Raw genomic sequence first — 18,429 nt, forward strand, 5'->3', positions numbered from 1 at the left:
TTTAGCACTTTACGGAACGAGCCCTCATGAACCTCAATTTCGCGTTTGCGTGCATGATCGTCGTGTCGTTTGCGATCGCGTTGGGTCACGGTTAAGTCATTCGGGAGCACCTGTTTGAGCCATCCCCCCTGCTCCGCCGACCAACAGGCTCAGGCATCACCCCGGGCGGTCCCGCTACGGGAAGCCTTCGGGTTCTGGCTCAAACTGGGGTTGATCGGTTTTGGCGGCCCGGCCGGGCAGATCTCGATCATGCACCAGGAACTGGTGGAGCGCCGGCGCTGGATCTCCGAGCGCCGGTTTCTGCACGCCCTCAACTACTGCATGTTGCTACCGGGCCCCGAAGCTCAGCAACTGGCGACCTATCTCGGCTGGTTGATGCACCGCACCTGGGGCGGCGTGATTGCCGGCGCGCTGTTCGTGCTGCCGTCGTTGTTCATCCTCATTGCATTATCCTGGGTCTACGTTGCTTTCGGCGAAGTGCCGGTCGTGGTCGGGGTGTTCTACGGGATCAAGCCGGCGGTCACCGCCATCGTGCTGCAAGCCGCGCACCGCATGGGTTCCAGGGTGTTGCAGAACAACTGGCTGTGGGGCATTGCCGGCGCCTCCTTTGCCGCGATCCTGTTGTTGAACGTGCCCTTCCCTTTGATTGTGCTGGCCGCAGCACTCATCGGTTACGTCGGCGGACGCCTTGACCCCGGAAAATTCACGGTCGGCACAGCAGTGGCCAAGGGTAAATCGTTCGGGCCCGCGCTGATCGATGACGATACCCCGCCACCTGCACATGCCCGCTTCAGCAGCCTGAAATTGCTGCGCCTGGCGTTTATCGGGGCCATCCTGTGGACGCTGCCGATGGGGGCGCTCACCCTCCTGTTTGGTTGGCACGGCACCTTCACCCAGATGGGCTGGTTCTTCACCAAGGCCGCGCTGCTGACCTTTGGTGGTGCCTATGCGGTGCTGCCCTATGTGTACCAGGGCGCAGTCAGTCATTACGGGTGGCTGACACCCACCCAGATGATCGACGGCCTGGCGCTGGGCGAAACCACCCCCGGCCCGTTGATCATGGTGGTGGCGTTCGTCGGCTTCATCGGCGCCTATGTGCAGCAGTTATTTGGCCCGGACCAGGCGTTCCTGGCAGGCGCGCTCGCGGCGGCGCTGGTGACCTGGTTTACTTTCCTGCCCTCGTTCCTGTTCATCCTGGCTGGCGGTCCCCTGGTGGAATCGACCCACAACCAACTTGAATTCACTGCGCCGCTGACCGCCATCACCGCAGCGGTGGTCGGCGTGATTCTCAACCTCGCGGTGTTTTTCGGCTACCACGTGCTGTGGCCAGGCGGATTCAGTGGTGTGTTCGACTGGGTGTCGCTGTTGCTTGCACTGGTCGCGGCGATCGCGCTGCTGGTTTTCAAGCGCGGTGTGATCGAAGTACTGCTGGCATGCGCGCTGGCGGGCGTGCTGGTGCACTGGCTGCGCTAAGGTCATGCAGCAATGGCCGGATGTAAACATTTGATCACCGGCTTTTGCATTCTGGCAAACTCACGCCGCGCCCCTTTTCAGAGCAGCCAGCAATGCTTTTCTCCCTTGTTTCCAACGGTACACCCCTGACCCCGGATCGGTCCGATGCGACGATCCCTTGGTGGAGCTTTACCAAGACCGTGCTGGCGGCTGCCGCCCTGACGCTGGTGCGCGATGGCCTGATCGAGCTGGATCAGCCTCTGCCCGAAGGCCCCTTTACCCTGCGCCAACTGTTGCGCCATGAAGCAGGCCTGGCGGACTACAGCGAACTGGCCGATTACCACGGCGCAGTAGGCCGCGGTGACGCTCCCTGGCCGGCGGATGAAATGCTGCAACGCCTTGACGCAAGCCGCCTGCGTTATGCACCGGGAGATGGCTGGGGCTATTCGAATGTCGGTTATCTGTACGTGGCGCGGTTGATCGAACGCGTGACTGGCCTTGCCCTGGATGAAGCCCTGGCGCAACGGGTGTTCGCACCGCTTGGCCTGTCCCGGGTCCGTCTCGTCAGGCGTGAAGTCGATCTGCACGGGGTAAACATGGGCGCTGTCGCCACCTATGACCCGGGCTGGGTATACCACGGGCTGCTGGTTGGGCCGTTGGTGGAGGCCGCCTTGTGCCTGGACCGTTTATTCGCTTCAGACTTCCTGGCGCACTCCTTGCTTGCTCAAATGCAGGCAGTGCGCACGCTCGGTGGACCGATCCCGGGACGTCCCTGGATCGCCCCCGGCTACGGCCTCGGCCTGATGCACGGGCCGGTCGAGGGTGGACGCATCCTCAGCGGTCATACCGGCGTCGGCCCTGGCAGTGTCGTGGCGGTTTATCGCAGTGTTTGCGGCCCGGATATCACCACTTGTGCAGTCTTTTCCGATGGCACCGATGAAGGCGCCGTGGAGGCCGAGGCCGTGCGCCTGTTGAGCGAGCACTGGGTGTAATATTCAAGCACTCGGTACCTGCACATCACCCTCATGAAAACGCGATGAAGCCGCGACAGGTCGCTACCTGCGCAGAACGCGTCAATGGTACAGCGGAGAGTATTGATGAAGGCGAACACACCGCCCGTGGAAGGCCCGGCAGGTGAACAACGGCCGGTGAAAACCGTTGGCTTTCTGGTCATTCCCAATTTCACCACTATTGGCTTCGCCTCCTCCGTGGAAACCCTGCGCATGGCCAATATGGCGGCGCGCCGGCCGATGTTTCGCACGGTGGTGATCGGCGCCACACTGGACCCGGTCAGCGCCAGCAACGGGATGCGCATCCTGCCTGATTACTCGATCGTCGACGCCCCCGAGCTGGACATTCTGTTCGTGGTCGGCGCAAACCCGATAGTCTCCAATCACAGCAGCCGGCCACTGCTCAACTGGCTGCGCAAGCTTGCCCATCAGCAGGTCACGCTGGGCGGCATCTGCACCGGCAGCCACCTGCTGGCGCGCGCGGATCTGCTCAAGGGTTACCGCTGCACCATTCACTGGGAAGATATCGAGGCACTCAAAGAGCGGTTTCCCGGGATCATCATCTCCAATCAGCTGTTCGAACTGGATCGCGACCGCTACACCTGCTCCGGCGGCGTGGCGTCCATGGACATGACCTTGCAACTGATCGCCCGCGAACCCGGTGGCCGCGACATCGCCGCCCATGCCGCCGAGTTGCTGCTGTGCGACCGGGTGCGCGGGGCGCAGGAGCAGCAGCGCGTGCCTTTAAGGCAGAAGCTGGGGACCTCGCAGCCCAAGCTCAGCCAGATGGTGGCGATCATGGAAGCCAATCTTGAGGAGCCGGTCAGCCTGGAAGAGCTCGCGCGCTTGAACGAAGTGTCGGTGCGCCAGCTGGAGCGCCTGTTTCACAAACACCTGCAGCGCACCCCCAGCCAGTACTATCTGGAGCTACGCCTGTCGCGGGCGCGGCAACTGCTGCTGCGTAGCGAGTCGCAGGTCCGCGACATCGCGCTCGCCTGCGGCTTTGTGTCCCCGGCACATTTTTCCAAATGCTATAGCCGGTTTTTTGGAGTGTCGCCAATTGGTGAGCGCAAGCAGTTGGCAGTGCATTGATGCAAGGACGCCATCGCGGGCAAGTCCTGTCCCACATTAATCCTGCAAAGCCTTGTGCGCCGTTTCCCGGCTAGCCAGCATGGCCACCAACGCTACCGCTGCAGCGGCCAGCAGATACCAGGCCGGTGCCATCTTGTTACCGGTCATCTGGATCAGCCAGGTCGCGATAAACGGAGCGGTCCCGCCAAACACCGCATTGGCGATATTGAAGCTGAAGGCAAACCCGCTGAAGCGCACACGAGTGGGAAATATCTCCGCGAGGAAGCACGGCAAGGTGCCGTCATTCATGGCCAGGATTGCGCCGAATGCGATCTGGATCATCAACACCACCAGCAGTGGCTGATGATCGAGCATTCCGAACAACGGGAAGGTCAGCAACAGGAACAATACCGACGCCGTCAGCAGCATGGTCTTGCGCCCAAAGCGGTCCGACAGCCTGCCCATCAGGAAAATCAGGCCGATGTAGGTCGCCAGGGACACCGTTGACGCCAGGAACGAATCACTCTCGCTCATGCCCATTTCAGTCGACAGATAAGTCGGCATATAGCTGAGCAGCAGGTAGAACGCCACGGCGTTCAGGCAGGTCACGCCGATGCCGATGATCACGCTGCGCCGGTGCACGGTCAGCAGCTCGCGAACCGGGGCATGGGTCGCACATTCCTTGGCTTCGAGGCGCTTTTCCATCTCCAGGAACTTGGGCGTGTCCTGCAGGCTCATGCGGATGTAACGCCCCACCAGGCCAAACGGCGCCGCCAGCAGAAACGGCAAGCGCCAGCCCCAGCTGTGCAGGTCCTCGACGCTGAGCCAGGCATGCAGGCCCGCCACGAACACCGCGCCAAACAACAAACCGGCGGCGGTACTGGCCGGGACAATGCTGGTGTACAGGCCGCGCTTGCCTTCCGGGGCGTACTCGGCGAGGAATGCCGACGCACCGGCGTATTCACCGGACGCAGAGAACCCCTGGAACAGGCGGATCACCAGCAGCAACGCCGGTGCCCACAGGCCGATGTGATTGTAGGTGGGCAGGATGCCGATGCAGAACGTCGAGACCGACATGATCAGGATCGACCAGGACAACGCGCTGCGCCGCCCATACTTGTCACCAAAATGCCCCCAGACCAGGCCACCCAGGGGACGGACGATGAACGACAGGGCAAACACCGCGAACGTCGCCAGCAAGGCGCTGGCCTTGTCGGTCTGCGGAAAGAATGTCAGGGCGATGACGGTGGCCAGGTAACCGTAGGCGGCGTAGTCGAACCATTCGACGAAGTTACCCATGAAGCTGGCACTGGCGGCGCGGCGCAGGGCTTTGCGCTCGGAAGTTTTTTCATGGGTCTGCGCGAGGGTGAGGCTTGCGGTGCTCATTGCGCACCTCCCGGGGTGGAGGTGCAAAAACGGGGGAGAACAGTCGAGACGTGTGACATGACAAATACCCTCTATTGTTTTACTTGGCAGGGTTCAAGGTCAGCAAGGGCTGCACGTTCTTGGGCGCGCATGCCGTGTGGTGTCCAGCAATGTTCGATGAACAAGCGTGGGAGCGGCGAAGCTCCCACGCCGGTCTGTTACGCCGTTACTTGCGAATGATGTTGTGCTCCGGCCCGTACGGGAATTTGGTGATGTTCTCGCCGCCCTGCTCGTTGACGATCAGGATGTCGTGCTCGCGGTAACCGCCAGCCCCCGGCAAGCCTTCGGGCAGCATGATCATCGGTTCGATGGACACCACCATCCCCGGCTCCAGCACCGTGTCGATGTCTTCACGCAGTTCCAGCCCGGCTTCGCGGCCATAGTAATGGCTGAGGGTGCCGAACGAGTGCCCGTAACCGAAAGTGCGGTACTGCAGCAGATCGTGCTCAAGGAAAATCTCATTGAGCTGCTCGGCGATATCGCAGCAGCGCATGCCCGGCTTGATCAGCTTCAGCCCGGCTTCGTGGACCTTGACGTTGACTTCCCACAGGCGCAGGTGCTCATCGGAACAGTGGTCGAGAAACAGCGTGCGTTCGAGCGCCGTGTAGTAGCCGGCGATCATGGGGAAGCAGTTGAGGCTGAGGATATCGCCCTTGTTGACCTTGCGCGAGGTCACCGGGTTATGTGCGCCATCGGTGTTGATGCCGGACTGGAACCAGGTCCAGGTGTCCATCAGCTCCGAGTCCGGGAAGGTCCGGGCGATTTCGCGCACCATGGCCTGGGTCGCATGCAGCGCCACTTCATATTCCGGCACCTGGTCCCGCAGTGCTTCGACGATCGCGGCGCCGCCAATGTCCGCCACCCGTGCACCGTGACGGATAATCGCGTGCTCTTCGGCCGACTTGATCATACGCATGCGCATGCAGGGTGCAGCGATGTCCACCAGCTCGGCCTGAGGGTAGCGGCTGGCCAGTTTGTCGCGGTTGAGCAGGTTCAAGTGATCGAACTCGATGCCGATGCGCCCCGCCTTGGGCAAGGCTTGCTGGATGGCGACGAAGTAGTTGTCGCGCTGCCAGTCGGTGTAGACGATGTTCTCGGTGCCCACGGTCCGGCGCCAAGGCTGGCCGCCATCGATGTTGGCGCTGATGGTGACGGCGCTGTCCTGGGTCACGACCAGGGCGTAAGGGCGGCCGAACGAGCAATAGAGGAAATCGCTGTAGTAGTTGATGTTGTGATAGGAAGTGAAGACTGCCGCGTCGATGTTGTTTTGCGCCAGATAAGCGCGCAGTTTGCCCTGGCGGTTGGCGTATTCCTGAGCCGAGAAGGTCGGGCTGACTTTTTCGCCGTTCTTGATCTGGATGGTTTTGGGCATTTGCATGTCTTTGATCCTTGTCAGTGATTGAGCGACAGAGGGCGCCACTCTGGTGGGCCGCTGGAGATCATTCGAACAGATGCAAGGCGAGGTTTTTTGCGCGAATCCGACCTGTAGTTGGTCAGATCCGCTGTGCACGCAACCACATGTTCACGCGGATGCGCGCCGAAGTACTGGCGATAGCAGCGAATGAAATGCTGCACCGCGACGAAGCCGCATTCGCCAGCGGTTTGCGCGATCGAGCGGTCACCGGCCTGCAGCAGGCGCCGGGCCTGTTGCAGGCGCAAATCAAGATAATGCCGGGACGGCGAACAGCCGAGGGTGCGCTTGAACAGGCGCTCCAGGTGACGCCGGGATATCCCCATGGCCTCGGCCAGTTCGTCGATCGCAAGCATATGGGTGAGGTGCTCGCTCATCAGGGCCAGCGCCGTCTGCAGTTTTTCCGGGGCTTGATGCAGCGGCTGCAATGGCCGTGTCTGGCGTACGAGGTGTTGCTCCATGCGCAGTACCAGGGCGCGCCCGTGGACCTGGGCCAGCAGCTCGCAGACCAACCCTCGCACGGCCTCGGGCCCGACGCACGTCAGGCGCGGGCCATCGACACAGAACGGCGCGGCCACCGGGCTCAGCGCCCTGGATGCAGCAAAGGCCAAGGGCGAGTCGGGCTCCGGCAAGCTGCAGCGAAAACCGTCCAGCGCACCCATTTGCGCCAGCAACCAACCGGCCTTGCCGAGCGCGCCAAAAAGGATTGGCTGTGTGGTCCAGTAGTGCAGTTTCTGCTCAAAATCCGTCTCAAGGGGCAGGTGTTCACCCGCGCACAGGATCAGCACGTCCAGCGCTGATGCCTGATCCAGTCGTGCCGTGGAGGTGGCGATCGCGTTACTGGCGCTGAGCGAATGCCCCTCCAGGCTGAGTATTTGCCACTGGCACACCGTGCGCCCCGCCACCTGATTGGCCAGGCGCAAGGGCTCCAGGGCATTGGCCAGGGCAAACAGGTCGAAACGCTCCGTCAGCCAGAAGCCGATTTTCAGTACTTCATCAACGCGGGTAGCCACCATGGATTTCGCACTCCACTGCAAAAAGGTTCAGGCACCCGGCGGATTGTCAGCGTCAGGGACAGGCATGGCTTGTCCGGAGTCGACCCCGGATTGTCCGTCGCTACCAATCTGGCCAAACACGTCTATAACCAGTGTTGGCATGATTCAGGTCAGGGAACCTTGATGGTTCCCTCGGTACATTGATCTCTTGCAAACGGTGGACAAGTGAGTGTCCGCCAGGAGATTTCCCCGCATGAAAATTTTGAAAATTGCTGCCAGTGATTCCGCGATCGACTGCTTCCAGACTTATCGGCAAGTAGTGCCGCTCAGTCAGACCGACTACACCGACATCGCCGTCGCCGTGTTCTCGGTGGAAGACGTGATGGCCGGGGCCCTGGAATCGCTCCAGCGCACCGGCTTCGATATCCCGATTTTCCTCGCCACCTCCCCGGGTACAGGCAACCGCGCGCGTGATGTGTACAAGCACCTGGAAGACGTGCTGCTGCAGGTCAACGGCATCTTTGACCGTTCGCGCAACAATGCCGAATACCATGGCAACCAACTGGAAACCGCGGCCAAGGCCTATGAAGAAAGCCTGTTGCCGCCATTCTTCGACTCGCTCAAACGCTATACCGAATCAGCCAATGTGACCTTCGCCTGCCCGGGCCATCAGGGTGGCCAGTTCTTCCGCAAACACCCGGCCGGCCGACAGTTCTTCGACTTTTTCGGCGAGACGCTGTTTCGCGCCGACATGTGCAACGCCGACGTCAAACTGGGCGATCTGCTGATTCACGAGGGCCCTGCGCTGCTGGCGCAGAAACACGCGGCCAAGGTGTTCAACGCCGACAAGACCTACTTCGTGCTCAACGGCACCTCCGCCTCCAACAAGGTGGTGACCAATGCCCTGCTGACGCCCGGCGACCTGGTGCTGTTCGACCGCAACAACCACAAGTCCAATCACCAGGGCGCATTGATCCAGGCGGGCGCCACGCCGGTCTATCTGGAGACCGCGCGCAACCCTTACGGCTTTATCGGCGGCATCGATGCCCATTGCTTTGAAGAGAGCTACCTGCGCGAATTGATCGCCGAAGTGGCACCGGACAAGGCCCAGGTCGCCCGCCCGTTCCGCCTGGCGATCATTCAGCTCGGCACCTATGACGGCACCGTCTACAACGCCCGCCAGGTGGTTGATCGCATCGGCAAGCTGTGTGACTACATCCTGTTCGACTCGGCCTGGGTCGGCTACGAGCAGTTCATCCCGATGATGAAAGACTGCTCGCCACTGCTGCTGGACCTGCACGAAGACGACCCGGGTATCTTCGTCACCCAGTCGGTGCACAAGCAGCAGGCCGGTTTTTCCCAGGCCTCGCAGGTGCACAAGAAAGACCGGCACATCAAGGGCCAGGCCCGCTACTGCAACCATGCGCAGCTGAACAATGCATTCATGGCCCAGGCCTCCACCAGTCCGTTCTATCCGATATTCGCCTCGCTGGATGTCAACGCACGTATCCACGCCGGCCGCAGTGGCCTGAAGCTGTGGGATGACTGCGTGAAATTTGGCATCGACGCGCGCAAGCTGATCCTCGAAGCCTGCACCATGGTCCGCCCGTTCGTGCCGGCGACCATTGAAGGACGTGCGTGGGAAGACTACCCGACCGAAGAAATCGCCAATGACCTGCGGTTCTTCGAGTTTCATCCCAAAGACCGCTGGCATGCCTTCCAGGGCTACGGCGAGAAGCAGTACTTCATCGACCCCTGCAAGCTGCTGTTTACGACCCCGGGCATCGACCCGGTGGATGGCAGCTACACCGACTTCGGCATACACGCCGGCATCCTCGCCAACTTCCTGCGCGAAAATGGCATCGTTCCGGAAAAGTGCGACCTGAACTCGATCCTGTTCCTGCTGACCCCGGCGGAAGACTGGGCGAAGATGACTCATCTGGCCGCGCAGATTGCGCGTTTCGAGCGCTTCGTCAATGACAACGCGCCGATGAGCCGGGTCTTGCCGGCGATCTATGCGCGGTACGAGGAGCGTTATCGCAACTACACGATCCGCCAGCTGTGCCAGGAAATGCACGACCTGTATCGCAGCCACAATGTGCAGCAATTGCAGAAAGCGATGTTCCGCAAGGAACACTTCCCAGTGAAGGCAATGAACCCGCAAGCGGCGCAGTTCGAATTTATCCGCGGCAACATCGAGCTGGTGGCGCTGGCCGATGCCGATGGTCGCATCGCCGCCGAGGGTGCGCTGCCCTACCCCCCTGGCGTGCTGTGCGTGGTGCCCGGGGAAATCTGGGGCGGCGCGGTGCTCAAGTACTTCCTGGCGCTGGAAGAAGGCATCAACTGCCTTCCCGGCTTCACCCCGGAACTTCAGGGCGTGTATTTGAAGGAATTTGAAGGGCGTATTCGCGCGTATGGGTACGTGATCAAGAACTGACCGGGGTGTACGCAGCGGTCTCCCCGCGAGCTGCCGCTGCGTTATCCAGAATGACGCCAAGGGTGTTGAGAAACAGGTCGTGGCTCATGATCCCTGTGCACAGCGTCGACAGCACTTCTTTCCCGGCCTCGTCCCTGATCACCACCTTTTCGCTCCAGTCGCTCAAATCCAGCGTGCGCAAGCTCGACATCGGCACCTTGCGCCCTTGTACCTCGAGGAATTCGCCGGTCACCAGGATCGGCTGCGTGGTCACGTCGAGGAAGTTGCCTTTGAGGCGCTTGCCCCATACCGCTTTGCCCGCAAGGTAGTTGAAGGTCACCACTCCACCGCTTCCAACGGTTTCCAGCACCGCCGGCAGGCGCTCACGCACGTGCAGCTCGCGCACCAGTTGCTGGAAGTCGTGGAACCCCTTGAGCGATTCAATGACCCGGTGGAATGGCTCGCTGGCATTGCGGCGGTAGGCCAGGTTGGTGATCAGGCCGCTGATGGCGACCTGGCCCGAACTGAACAGGTACAGGTCTTCAATCCCGGCGAAAGGCACGAAGTCCTTGCTCGACCCGACGGTGCAGGCAATGCCGTGTTCATAGACGTCGTAACTGGCCTGGCGCAAACGCTTTTGCCACACGTAAAGGCCGAACAAACCCGCCGCAATCACGGCCAGCAACGCGCTGGTGAAATAGATGAGCATCTGCGGGCTGGAAAGATTGAGGTTCGTGCCACGGCTTGAATTCACGCTGACGGGGCCGGAACTGTCCACGGGCAGGATCGTACCCAGGTACAGGACAAAACACGCCATGCCCAGCATGACCAGGGCCAGGACCAGCATGAAAAGCGGGAAGCCCTTGCCATGACGGAAAGAGGCTAGCAGTTCGCCGGTGACCGGCGTCGACAGGGATGAGGCTGGGGACTGTTGCATGAGGTACTTGCTTCCTTGTAAGAGAGACGCGCCGCTATCCAGGCAGGCTTCGCCGAAAACGCGGCGTCGATTGAGTAATGCTTCCCGGGGAGGGAACAGGTTGGAGCATGCGCCGGCGTGATGGTTCAGAAAGGGCCCCCTCCCTTACGAGAGAGGGCCTCGCGGGATCAGTCGTTGAGGATGTCGCGATCCTTGGTTTCCGGCAGGAAGAAGGTGCCCAGCACAGCAGTCATTACGGCAATGACGATCGGGTACCACAGCCCGTAATAGATATCACCCGTGGCCGCGACCATGGCGAATGCCACCGTCGGCAGGAAGCCGCCGAACCAGCCGTTGCCGATATGGTATGGCAGCGACATCGAGGTGTAGCGGATGCGCGTGGGAAACAGCTCCACCAGCCAGGCGGCAATCGGGCCATACACCATGGTCACGTAGATCACCAGGATGGTCAGCAGCAGCAACACCATGGGGTAGTTGGTCTTCGCCGGGTCGGCCTTTTCAGGGTAGCCGGCCTCCTTGAGCGAAGTGCTCAGCGATGCGGTGAAGGCGTCGTTGCGGGTCTTGAAGTCGGCAGCCGGCATGCCGGTGCCTTCGAAGCTGGTAATCACCTTGTCGCCAATACGCACCTGCGCCACCGTTCCCGGCTCGGCCTTCTCGTTCTTGTAGGGGATGGCCCGCTTGGCCAGCAGGGTCTTGGCCAGATCGCAGGAGCTGGTGAATTTGGCCTTGCCCACCGGGTCGAACTGGAACGAACACTGCTCCGGATCGGCAATCACCGTGACCGGATTGCGCTCCTGGGCGGTGAACACGTCAGGGTTACCGTACTGGGTCAGCGCATGGAAGATCGGGAAGTAAGTGAGCGCGGCCAGAATGCAGCCAGCCATGATGATGCCTTTGCGCCCGATACGGTCGGACAGGCTGCCAAATATCACAAAGAACGGCGTACCGATCAGCAGTGAACCGGCGATCAGCAAGTTGGCAGTCTGCGGGTCGATCTTCAGCGTCTGCAGCAGGAAAAACAGCGCGTAGAACTGCCCGGTGTACCAGACCACCGCCTGCCCTGCCGTGCCGCCCAGCAACGCCATGATGACGATCTTGAGGTTGTCCCAACGGGCGAAGGACTCGGTCAGCGGCGCCTTCGACGCCTTGCCTTCGGCCTTCATTTTCAGGAACGCTGGCGACTCGCTCAGTTGCAGGCGGATGTACACCGAGATGACCAGCAGCAGGAGCGACAGCAGGAACGGAATCCGCCAGCCCCAGGCCTCGAAAGCTTCAGTGCCGAGGATGGTGCGGCAGGCGAGGATCACCAGCAGCGACAGAAACAGCCCGAGGGTCGCCGTGGTTTGTATCCACGAGGTGAAAAAACCCCGCCGGCCTTTTGGTGCATGTTCGGCCACGTAGGTCGCCGCGCCCCCGTACTCACCACCCAGCGCCAGGCCTTGCAGCAGGCGCAAGGTGATCAGGATGATCGGGGCTGCCACGCCGATGGTCGCGTAACCTGGCAGGAAACCCACGATGGCGGTTGAGATCCCCATGATCACAATGGTGATCAGGAACGTGTGCTTGCGCCCGATCATGTCGCCCAGGCGCCCGAACACGATCGCGCCGAAAGGCCGTACGGCAAACCCGGCGGCGAACGCCAGCAACGCGAAGATAAAGGCAGTGGTCTCGTTGACCCCGGCGAAAAAATGCTTGGCGATGATCGCGGCGAGCGAGCCGTACAGGTAAAAGTCGTACCACTCGAATACCGTGCCCAGGGAGGACGCGAAGATGACCTTGCGCTCCTCCCTGGTGATCCCCTGATTGGGCGGGCTGCCCGTGGTGGTGTTGTCGATTGCGGCCATGAGTGTTCTCCGTGTGTCTCTTGTTGTAGGCCGGAGTACCCCACTACCAAAACGCCGCACCCAGGCCCTGGGGCTGATGTCGTAACGCATGCGAACAGGCTGACGACCTCGCATCGCTGCAAGGTTTCCTACAGCATAATCAGCTTCGCGCAGTTATCCACTCGACTGCGCGATAAAGCTGGCCTGGCGACTCACCGCGGGCGCCGGTCTGCGGCATCAGGCTGCTATCGACCCGGCGATTGAGTTGTTGATAGATCAAGCGCATACCCCGCAAATCATCCCAAGCCAAAGCCTCTGCCTCAGTTATTTGTACTCAAATGCCAGCTTAATAATATTTTACCGATACCAGGGTCATCCCTAGTCTTGAGCCCAACAGATGGCAGGCCACAAGCGCCTGAATCCCATGTCGAAGGGTAGAGAGATGACCACTGAAATAACAAAAACAGACACGCTGATTGTCGGCGCCGGTCAGGCTGGCGTGGCGATGAGCGAGCACTTGAGCAAACTCGGGGTGCCGCACCTGGTGCTGGAACGTGAGCGCATTGCCGAACGCTGGCGCACTGGCCGTTGGGATTCGTTGGTGGCCAACGGCCCGGCCTGGCACGATCGGTTTCCTGGCCTCGAATTTGATGACCTGAGCCCCGATGGCTTTGCGCCGAAGGAGCGGGTTGCCGACTACTTCGAAGCCTACGCGAAAAAATTCAATGCCCCCGTGCGTACCGGCGTGGAGGTGTTGAAGGTCGAGCGCAATGTCGGTCGTCCTGGCTTCACCATCGAAACTTCCCAAGGCGTGATCGAAGCCAACCGGGTCGTCGCGGCCACCGGGCCATTCCAGCGCCCGGTCATTCCGCCCATTGCACCGCAAGACACATCGTTGCTGCAGATCCACTCCGCTGATTACCGCAACCCTGGGCAACTGCCGGAAGGCGCAGTGCTGGTGGTGGGCGCGGGCTCTTCCGGGGTGCAGATCGCCGATGAACTGCAACGTGCCGGGAAAAAGGTCTACCTCTCGGTGGGGGCCCACGACCGCCCGCCTCGCGCTTATCGCAACCGGGATTTCTGCTGGTGGCTGGGGGTGCTCGGAGAATGGGACCAGGCGGCGATGAAGCCCGGTCGGGAGCACGTGACCATCGCCGTCAGTGGTGCCCATGGCGGGCGCACCGTGGACTTTCGCGGCCTGGCTCATCGCGGTATGACGCTGGTGGGGTTGACCCAGTCTTTCAACGGCAGCGTGGCGACGTTCAAGCCGAACCTGGCCGAGAACCTGGCACGCGGCGACGAGAACTACCTGGCGCTGCTCGACGCGGCCGACGCCTACATAGAGCGCAATGGCCTGGACCTGCCCCAGGAACCCGAGGCGCGCCACACCTTTCCCGATCCGGACTGCGTGACCACGCCGATTCTCGAGCTCGACCTGGCCCGGGCTGGCGTGACCTCGATTATCTGGGCCACCGGCTTCGCCACCGATTACAGCTGGCTGCACGTCGACGCCTTCGATGAGCACGGCAAGCCCAGGCATCAACGCGGTGTGTCCAACGAGCCCGGCGTGTATTTCCTCGGCCTGCCGTGGCAGTCCCGGCGCGGTTCGTCGTTTATCTGGGGCGTGTGGCATGACGCCAGGTACGTCGCGGACCACATCGCCATCCAGCGCTCATACCTCGACTACCACAATGCCGCACAGCGCCAGGGCGAAACTATTTCGATCGCGCCCAAAACGCCGATCAGTGCCTAATTCCCTGTTCAGGAGCTCTACATGTCCACGCCAACTCATACCCGTATTCGCATGTTCAACACCAAGGAAACCTACCCCAACCAGAGTCTGGACAACGACCTGTGCCAGGCCGTGCGCGCCGGCAATACGGTGTATGTCCGGGGTCAGGTCGGCACCGATTTCGAGGGCAACCTGATCGGCCTCGGTGACCCGCGGGCGCAGACCGAGCAGGCCATGCGCAACGTCAAGCAGTTGCTGGAAGAGGCCGGCAGCGACCTGAGCCACATCGTCAAGACCACCACTTACCTGATCGACCCGCGTTACCGCGAGCCGGTCTATCAGGAGGTGGGGAAATGGCTTAAAGGCGTGTTCCCGATTTCCACCGGGCTGGTGGTGTCGGCGCTGGGGCAGCCGCAGTGGTTGATGGAGATTGATGTGATTGCGGTGATTCCGCAGTAAAGACCGCGGCGCGGCCATCGCGAGCAAGCGTTGCTCCCACAGCTAGTCAATCTGGGATTGCCATTGTGGGAGCACAGCTTGCTCGCGATGAGGCCAGCTCAGACACCACCCTAAAAAAGGCCAACCAAGGAGCCCCCCCCCATGACCTTCTCCATCACCGCCCGCTGCCCCGAAACCGGCCAGTTCGGCATCGCCATCAGCTCCTCCAGCATCGCTGTCGGCGCCCGTTGCCCCTGGCTGCTGCCAGGTGTCGGTGCCGTCTCGACACAGAACATCACCCTGCCCTCCCTCGGCCCGGAAACCCTGGCCCTGATGGAACAGGGGCTGGCGCCCGCAGAAGCCCTGGACAAGGTGCTGACGCGCAACGGCTACAGCCAGTACCGGCAAATCACCGCCATCGACCACCTGGGGCGCACCGCCCATTTCAGCGGCAGCGAAACCCTCGGCAAGCACAATGCAGTGTCCGGTGAGCAATGCGTCGCTGCCGGCAACATGCTCGCGGACCGTTCGGTGATCGAGGCCATGGTCAGCGCATTTGAACACGGTGAAGGGCAACTGGCAGACCGCCTGATCACCGCCATGAACGCCGCGATCGAAGCAGGCGGTGAAGCCGGTCCGGTGCATTCCGCAGCGCTGGTGGTGGTCGGTGAACTGACCTGGCCGATCATCAACCTGCGGGTCGATTGGGCTGACGAAGCGCCGATCGCGCAACTGGAAAAGCTCTGGGAAGCCTACCGTCCCCAGGTCCAGGACTATATCGACCGCGCACTGGCCCCCGACAGGTCCCCAGGCTATGGCGTCGCCGGAGATGATCGATGAGTCACAGCATCGACCTGCTCAAAACCCTGGTGGCGTTCGACACCACGAGCCGCGAATCCAACCTGCAGCTGATCGAGTTCGTGCGCGACTACCTGGCGAATTTTTCAGTGCCCTGCGAGCTGATCTACAACGAGCAGCGCAGCAAGGCCAATCTGTTCGCCAGCATCGGCCCGGCGGATGTGCCGGGCATCGTCCTCTCCGGCCACACCGATGTGGTGCCGGTCGACGGCCAGCCGTGGACCCTGCCGCCGTTTGCGCTGACCGAGCGCGACGGCAAGCTCTACGGTCGTGGCACCGCAGACATGAAAGGCTACATCGCCTGCGTGCTCGCCCTGGTGCCGGCGCTGGTGCAGGCGGATCTGCGCATGCCGGTGCACATTGCCCTGTCCTACGATGAAGAAGTCGGCTGCCTGGGTGTTCGCTCGTTGCTCAAGGCGCTGCAGCAGCGCCCGGTCAAACCCAGGCTGTGCATCATTGGCGAGCCGACCGAGTTGAAACCGGTGCTGGGTCACAAGGGCAAACTGGCGATGCGCTGCGATATCCACGGCGAGGCCTGCCATTCCGCGTATGCGCCGCTCGGGGTCAACGCGATTGAATACGCCGCCGAGTTGATCGGCGAACTGGGACGGATCGGCAGTCGGCTCAAAGCCCCCGAGCATCAGGACGCCCGTTTCGACCCGCCTTTCAGCACCGTGCAGACCGGCGTCATTAGCGGCGGCAAGGCGCTCAACATCGTCCCCGCCGATTGCCGTTTCGACTTTGAGATTCGCGCGCTGCCGGCCCAGGATCCCAGTGAGGTCGCGCAGCAGCTGCAGCGGTACGCCGAGCAGCAACTGCTGCCGCGCATGCGCGCCGTCAGTGAGCACAGTGGTATCAGCTTCAGCGAACTGTCGGCGTACCCGGGATTGGCGACCGACGCGCACAGCGAAGCGGCAGAACTGCTCGCCGCATTCTGCGGCTCCCGCGAGTTCGCCACCGTAGCCTTCGGCACCGAGGGCGGCCTGTTCGACGCCGCTGGCATACCCACCGTCGTCTGCGGCCCGGGCAGCATGGACCAGGGCCACAAACCCGACGAATTCGTCAGCCTCGACCAACTCGCTGGCTGCGATCAAATGCTGCAGCGAATGCTGCTATCCATTTGCAAATAAAGCCCGGCTTGAGCAACTTTCTTCCCTGCAAACATTCCCTGTGGGAGCGTGCTTGCTCCCACAGGTTTACTGCGCCCGCAGACCTACTTTTTTTAACGTCTATACCAACAAACTTACTAATTTATCTATCCCGCCCGACCGCACATCATCGACTCCAACAAGAAAAGCGTCGCCCCCGGGCAGCGCTCACCGAAGTACGTCCACGTACTCAAATTGCCTTGGAGTTCCTCATGGTCACCTCTGCAGCAACCTCCGCTCCGCTCATTGAAAAACACACGATCGGCTACGTGCCTCCCGAAGATCGCCATGGAAAAACCCGGGACCTGTTTACCCTCTGGTTCGGCGGCAACATAGCGCCGCTGCCCATCGTCACCGGCGCCCTTGCCGTGCAAATGTTCCACCTCAACCTGGTGTGGGGCATAGTTGCCATCCTCGTTGGGCACCTGGTCGGCGGCGTACTGATGGCGCTGCACTCGGCCCAGGGGCCGCAGATGGGTATCCCGCAAATGATCCAGAGCCGCGCCCAGTTCGGCTCACTGGGTGCGCTGCTGGTGGTGCTGATCGCCGGCATCATGTACATCGGCTTTTTCGCCTCCAACATCGTCCTGGCCGGCAAGTCCCTGCATGGCGTGGTCGACAGCGTGCCGGTGCCGGTGGGCATCGTCATCGGTGCGCTTGGCTCAGGCATCATCGGCATCATTGGCTACCGGTTCATCCACGTGCTCAATCGCATCGGCACCTGGGTGCTCGGGGCCGGCATCGTGCTGGGTTTCGGCTACATCTTCACCCACGTGCAGACCGCCGATTTCCTCACCCGCGGCAGTTTCAACATCTCCGGCTGGCTGGCAACCGTATCCCTGGCCGCGCTCTGGCAGATCGCCTTCGCGCCCTATGTCTCCGACTACTCGCGCTACCTGCCAGCCAACGTGCCGGTAGCCGCCACGTTCTGGACCACCTACCTGGGCACCGTGCTCGGCTCCAGCCTGTCGTTCATCTTCGGCGCCGTGGCGGTGCTGGCCACGCCCGCAGGCATGGACACCATGGACGCGGTCAAACTCGCCACCGGCTCCATCGGCCCACTGATGCTGGTGCTGTTCCTGCTCAGCGTCATCAGCCACAACGCCCTTAACCTCTACGGCGCCGTGCTGTCGCTGATCACCCTGGTGCAAACCTTCGCCTACCGCTGGATCCCCACCGCCAAAAGTCGCGCCGCCATCTCGATCATCGTCCTCGCCGGCTGCTGCTTCGCTGCCGTCGGCGCCTCGGCGGACTTCATCGGTCACTTCGTCGACATGGTGCTGGTGCTGCTCGTGGTGCTGGTGCCGTGGACCGCGATCAACCTGATCGACTTCTACGCGATCCACCAAGGCAAGTACGACATCAACTCGATCTTCCAGGTGGATGGCGGAATCTACGGCCGCTACAACCCGCAGGCACTGCTGGCCTACGCAATCGGCATCGTGGTGCAGATTCCGTTCATGAACACGCCGCTGTATGTAGGGCCGATTTCCGAGCACATCAATGGCGCGGACTTATCATGGCTGGTCGGCCTGCTGATCACTTCGCCGCTCTACTACTGGCTCGCCAATCGCGACACCGCCTACAAGCGCCGTCTTTCCACCGGCAAACTGGCCAACTCGAACTAACCCGCACCGCTGGCTCCCTGTGGGCGCGAGCCCTGCTCGCGATGGGTCCGTGACAGCCATTAACTGCCACGACGGGACGCTGGTG

Annotated in this window: 15 protein-coding genes; 9 read left to right on the plus strand and 6 right to left on the minus strand. The window is 61.8% G+C overall.

Annotation, left to right across the window (positions count from 1 at the left end):
* Nucleotides 1-114: 114 nt before the first annotated feature.
* From chrA to EQV97_RS05700, 3 genes are all read left to right on the plus strand, one after another.
* Nucleotides 115-1,473 carry a chromate efflux transporter gene (chrA, locus tag EQV97_RS05690; protein WP_240888617.1) on the plus strand — a complete coding sequence of 453 codons (1,359 nt, stop codon included), beginning with the start codon at nt 115-117 and terminating at the stop codon, nt 1,471-1,473.
* Between the two features lie 92 nt (nt 1,474-1,565).
* Nucleotides 1,566-2,444, plus strand: a complete 879-nt coding sequence (locus EQV97_RS05695) for a beta-lactamase family protein (RefSeq protein ID WP_240888618.1) — start codon at nt 1,566-1,568, stop codon at nt 2,442-2,444.
* Between the two features lie 105 nt (nt 2,445-2,549).
* On the plus strand, nt 2,550-3,554 hold the full coding sequence (locus tag EQV97_RS05700) for a GlxA family transcriptional regulator (protein WP_240888619.1): 1,005 nt from the start codon (nt 2,550-2,552) through the stop codon (nt 3,552-3,554).
* A 36-nt stretch (nt 3,555-3,590) separates the two neighbouring features.
* On the opposite strand, the gene EQV97_RS05705 is transcribed toward EQV97_RS05700, so the two are convergent.
* The 3 genes from EQV97_RS05705 to EQV97_RS05715 all read right to left on the minus strand — a co-directional run bounded on the left by EQV97_RS05705 (nt 3,591) and on the right by EQV97_RS05715 (nt 7,385).
* Nucleotides 3,591-4,919 carry an MFS transporter gene (locus EQV97_RS05705; RefSeq protein ID WP_122839565.1) on the minus strand — a complete coding sequence of 443 codons (1,329 nt, stop codon included), beginning with the start codon at nt 4,917-4,919 and terminating at the stop codon, nt 3,591-3,593.
* A 205-nt stretch (nt 4,920-5,124) separates the two neighbouring features.
* Nucleotides 5,125-6,336, minus strand: coding sequence for a M24 family metallopeptidase (locus EQV97_RS05710; protein ID WP_122839564.1), 1,212 nt, complete (start codon nt 6,334-6,336; stop codon nt 5,125-5,127).
* Nucleotides 6,337-6,350: 14 nt separating this feature from the next.
* Entirely contained in the window at nt 6,351-7,385 is a 1,035-nt protein-coding gene (locus EQV97_RS05715; protein ID WP_240888620.1) for a helix-turn-helix domain-containing protein, read from the minus strand.
* A 232-nt stretch (nt 7,386-7,617) separates the two neighbouring features.
* On the opposite strand from EQV97_RS05715, the gene speF reads away from it, so the two are divergent.
* Complete coding sequence (gene speF, locus EQV97_RS05720; protein WP_240888621.1) at nt 7,618-9,801, plus strand: ornithine decarboxylase SpeF; 2,184 nt, start codon at nt 7,618-7,620, stop codon at nt 9,799-9,801.
* On the opposite strand, the gene EQV97_RS05725 is transcribed toward speF, so the two are convergent.
* From EQV97_RS05725 to EQV97_RS28865, 3 genes are all read right to left on the minus strand, one after another.
* Nucleotides 9,791-10,717: a hypothetical protein gene (locus EQV97_RS05725; RefSeq protein WP_240888622.1), complete on the minus strand. Its 927-nt coding sequence runs from the start codon at nt 10,715-10,717 to the stop codon at nt 9,791-9,793. The two genes, speF and EQV97_RS05725, sit on opposite strands and share 11 nt — an antisense overlap.
* A gap of 167 nt (nt 10,718-10,884) precedes the next feature.
* Nucleotides 10,885-12,561 carry an MFS transporter gene (locus EQV97_RS05730; protein ID WP_122839560.1) on the minus strand — a complete coding sequence of 559 codons (1,677 nt, stop codon included), beginning with the start codon at nt 12,559-12,561 and terminating at the stop codon, nt 10,885-10,887.
* 139 nt (nt 12,562-12,700) lie between these two features.
* Nucleotides 12,701-12,826 carry a hypothetical protein gene (locus EQV97_RS28865; RefSeq protein WP_276614216.1) on the minus strand — a complete coding sequence of 42 codons (126 nt, stop codon included), beginning with the start codon at nt 12,824-12,826 and terminating at the stop codon, nt 12,701-12,703.
* Between the two features lie 156 nt (nt 12,827-12,982).
* On the opposite strand from EQV97_RS28865, the gene EQV97_RS05735 reads away from it, so the two are divergent.
* The 5 genes from EQV97_RS05735 to EQV97_RS05755 all read left to right on the plus strand — a co-directional run bounded on the left by EQV97_RS05735 (nt 12,983) and on the right by EQV97_RS05755 (nt 18,344).
* Nucleotides 12,983-14,293, plus strand: coding sequence for an NAD(P)/FAD-dependent oxidoreductase (locus EQV97_RS05735; RefSeq protein WP_240888623.1), 1,311 nt, complete (start codon nt 12,983-12,985; stop codon nt 14,291-14,293).
* A 21-nt stretch (nt 14,294-14,314) separates the two neighbouring features.
* Nucleotides 14,315-14,731: a RidA family protein gene (locus EQV97_RS05740; protein WP_045057663.1), complete on the plus strand. Its 417-nt coding sequence runs from the start codon at nt 14,315-14,317 to the stop codon at nt 14,729-14,731.
* Between the two features lie 141 nt (nt 14,732-14,872).
* On the plus strand, nt 14,873-15,550 hold the full coding sequence (locus tag EQV97_RS05745) for a DUF1028 domain-containing protein (RefSeq protein WP_122839559.1): 678 nt from the start codon (nt 14,873-14,875) through the stop codon (nt 15,548-15,550).
* On the plus strand, nt 15,547-16,698 hold the full coding sequence (gene argE / locus EQV97_RS05750) for an acetylornithine deacetylase (RefSeq protein WP_240888624.1): 1,152 nt from the start codon (nt 15,547-15,549) through the stop codon (nt 16,696-16,698). Before EQV97_RS05745 ends, argE begins: the two co-directional genes overlap by 4 nt.
* 230 nt (nt 16,699-16,928) lie before the next feature.
* Nucleotides 16,929-18,344: a cytosine permease gene (locus EQV97_RS05755; RefSeq protein WP_240888625.1), complete on the plus strand. Its 1,416-nt coding sequence runs from the start codon at nt 16,929-16,931 to the stop codon at nt 18,342-18,344.
* The last annotated feature ends 85 nt before the right edge of the window (nt 18,345-18,429 follow it).

This window comes from Pseudomonas sp. TMW22090 (assembly GCF_022496665.1).
In the GTDB taxonomy this organism is placed as follows: Bacteria; Pseudomonadota; Gammaproteobacteria; order Pseudomonadales; family Pseudomonadaceae; genus Aquipseudomonas; species Aquipseudomonas gregormendelii.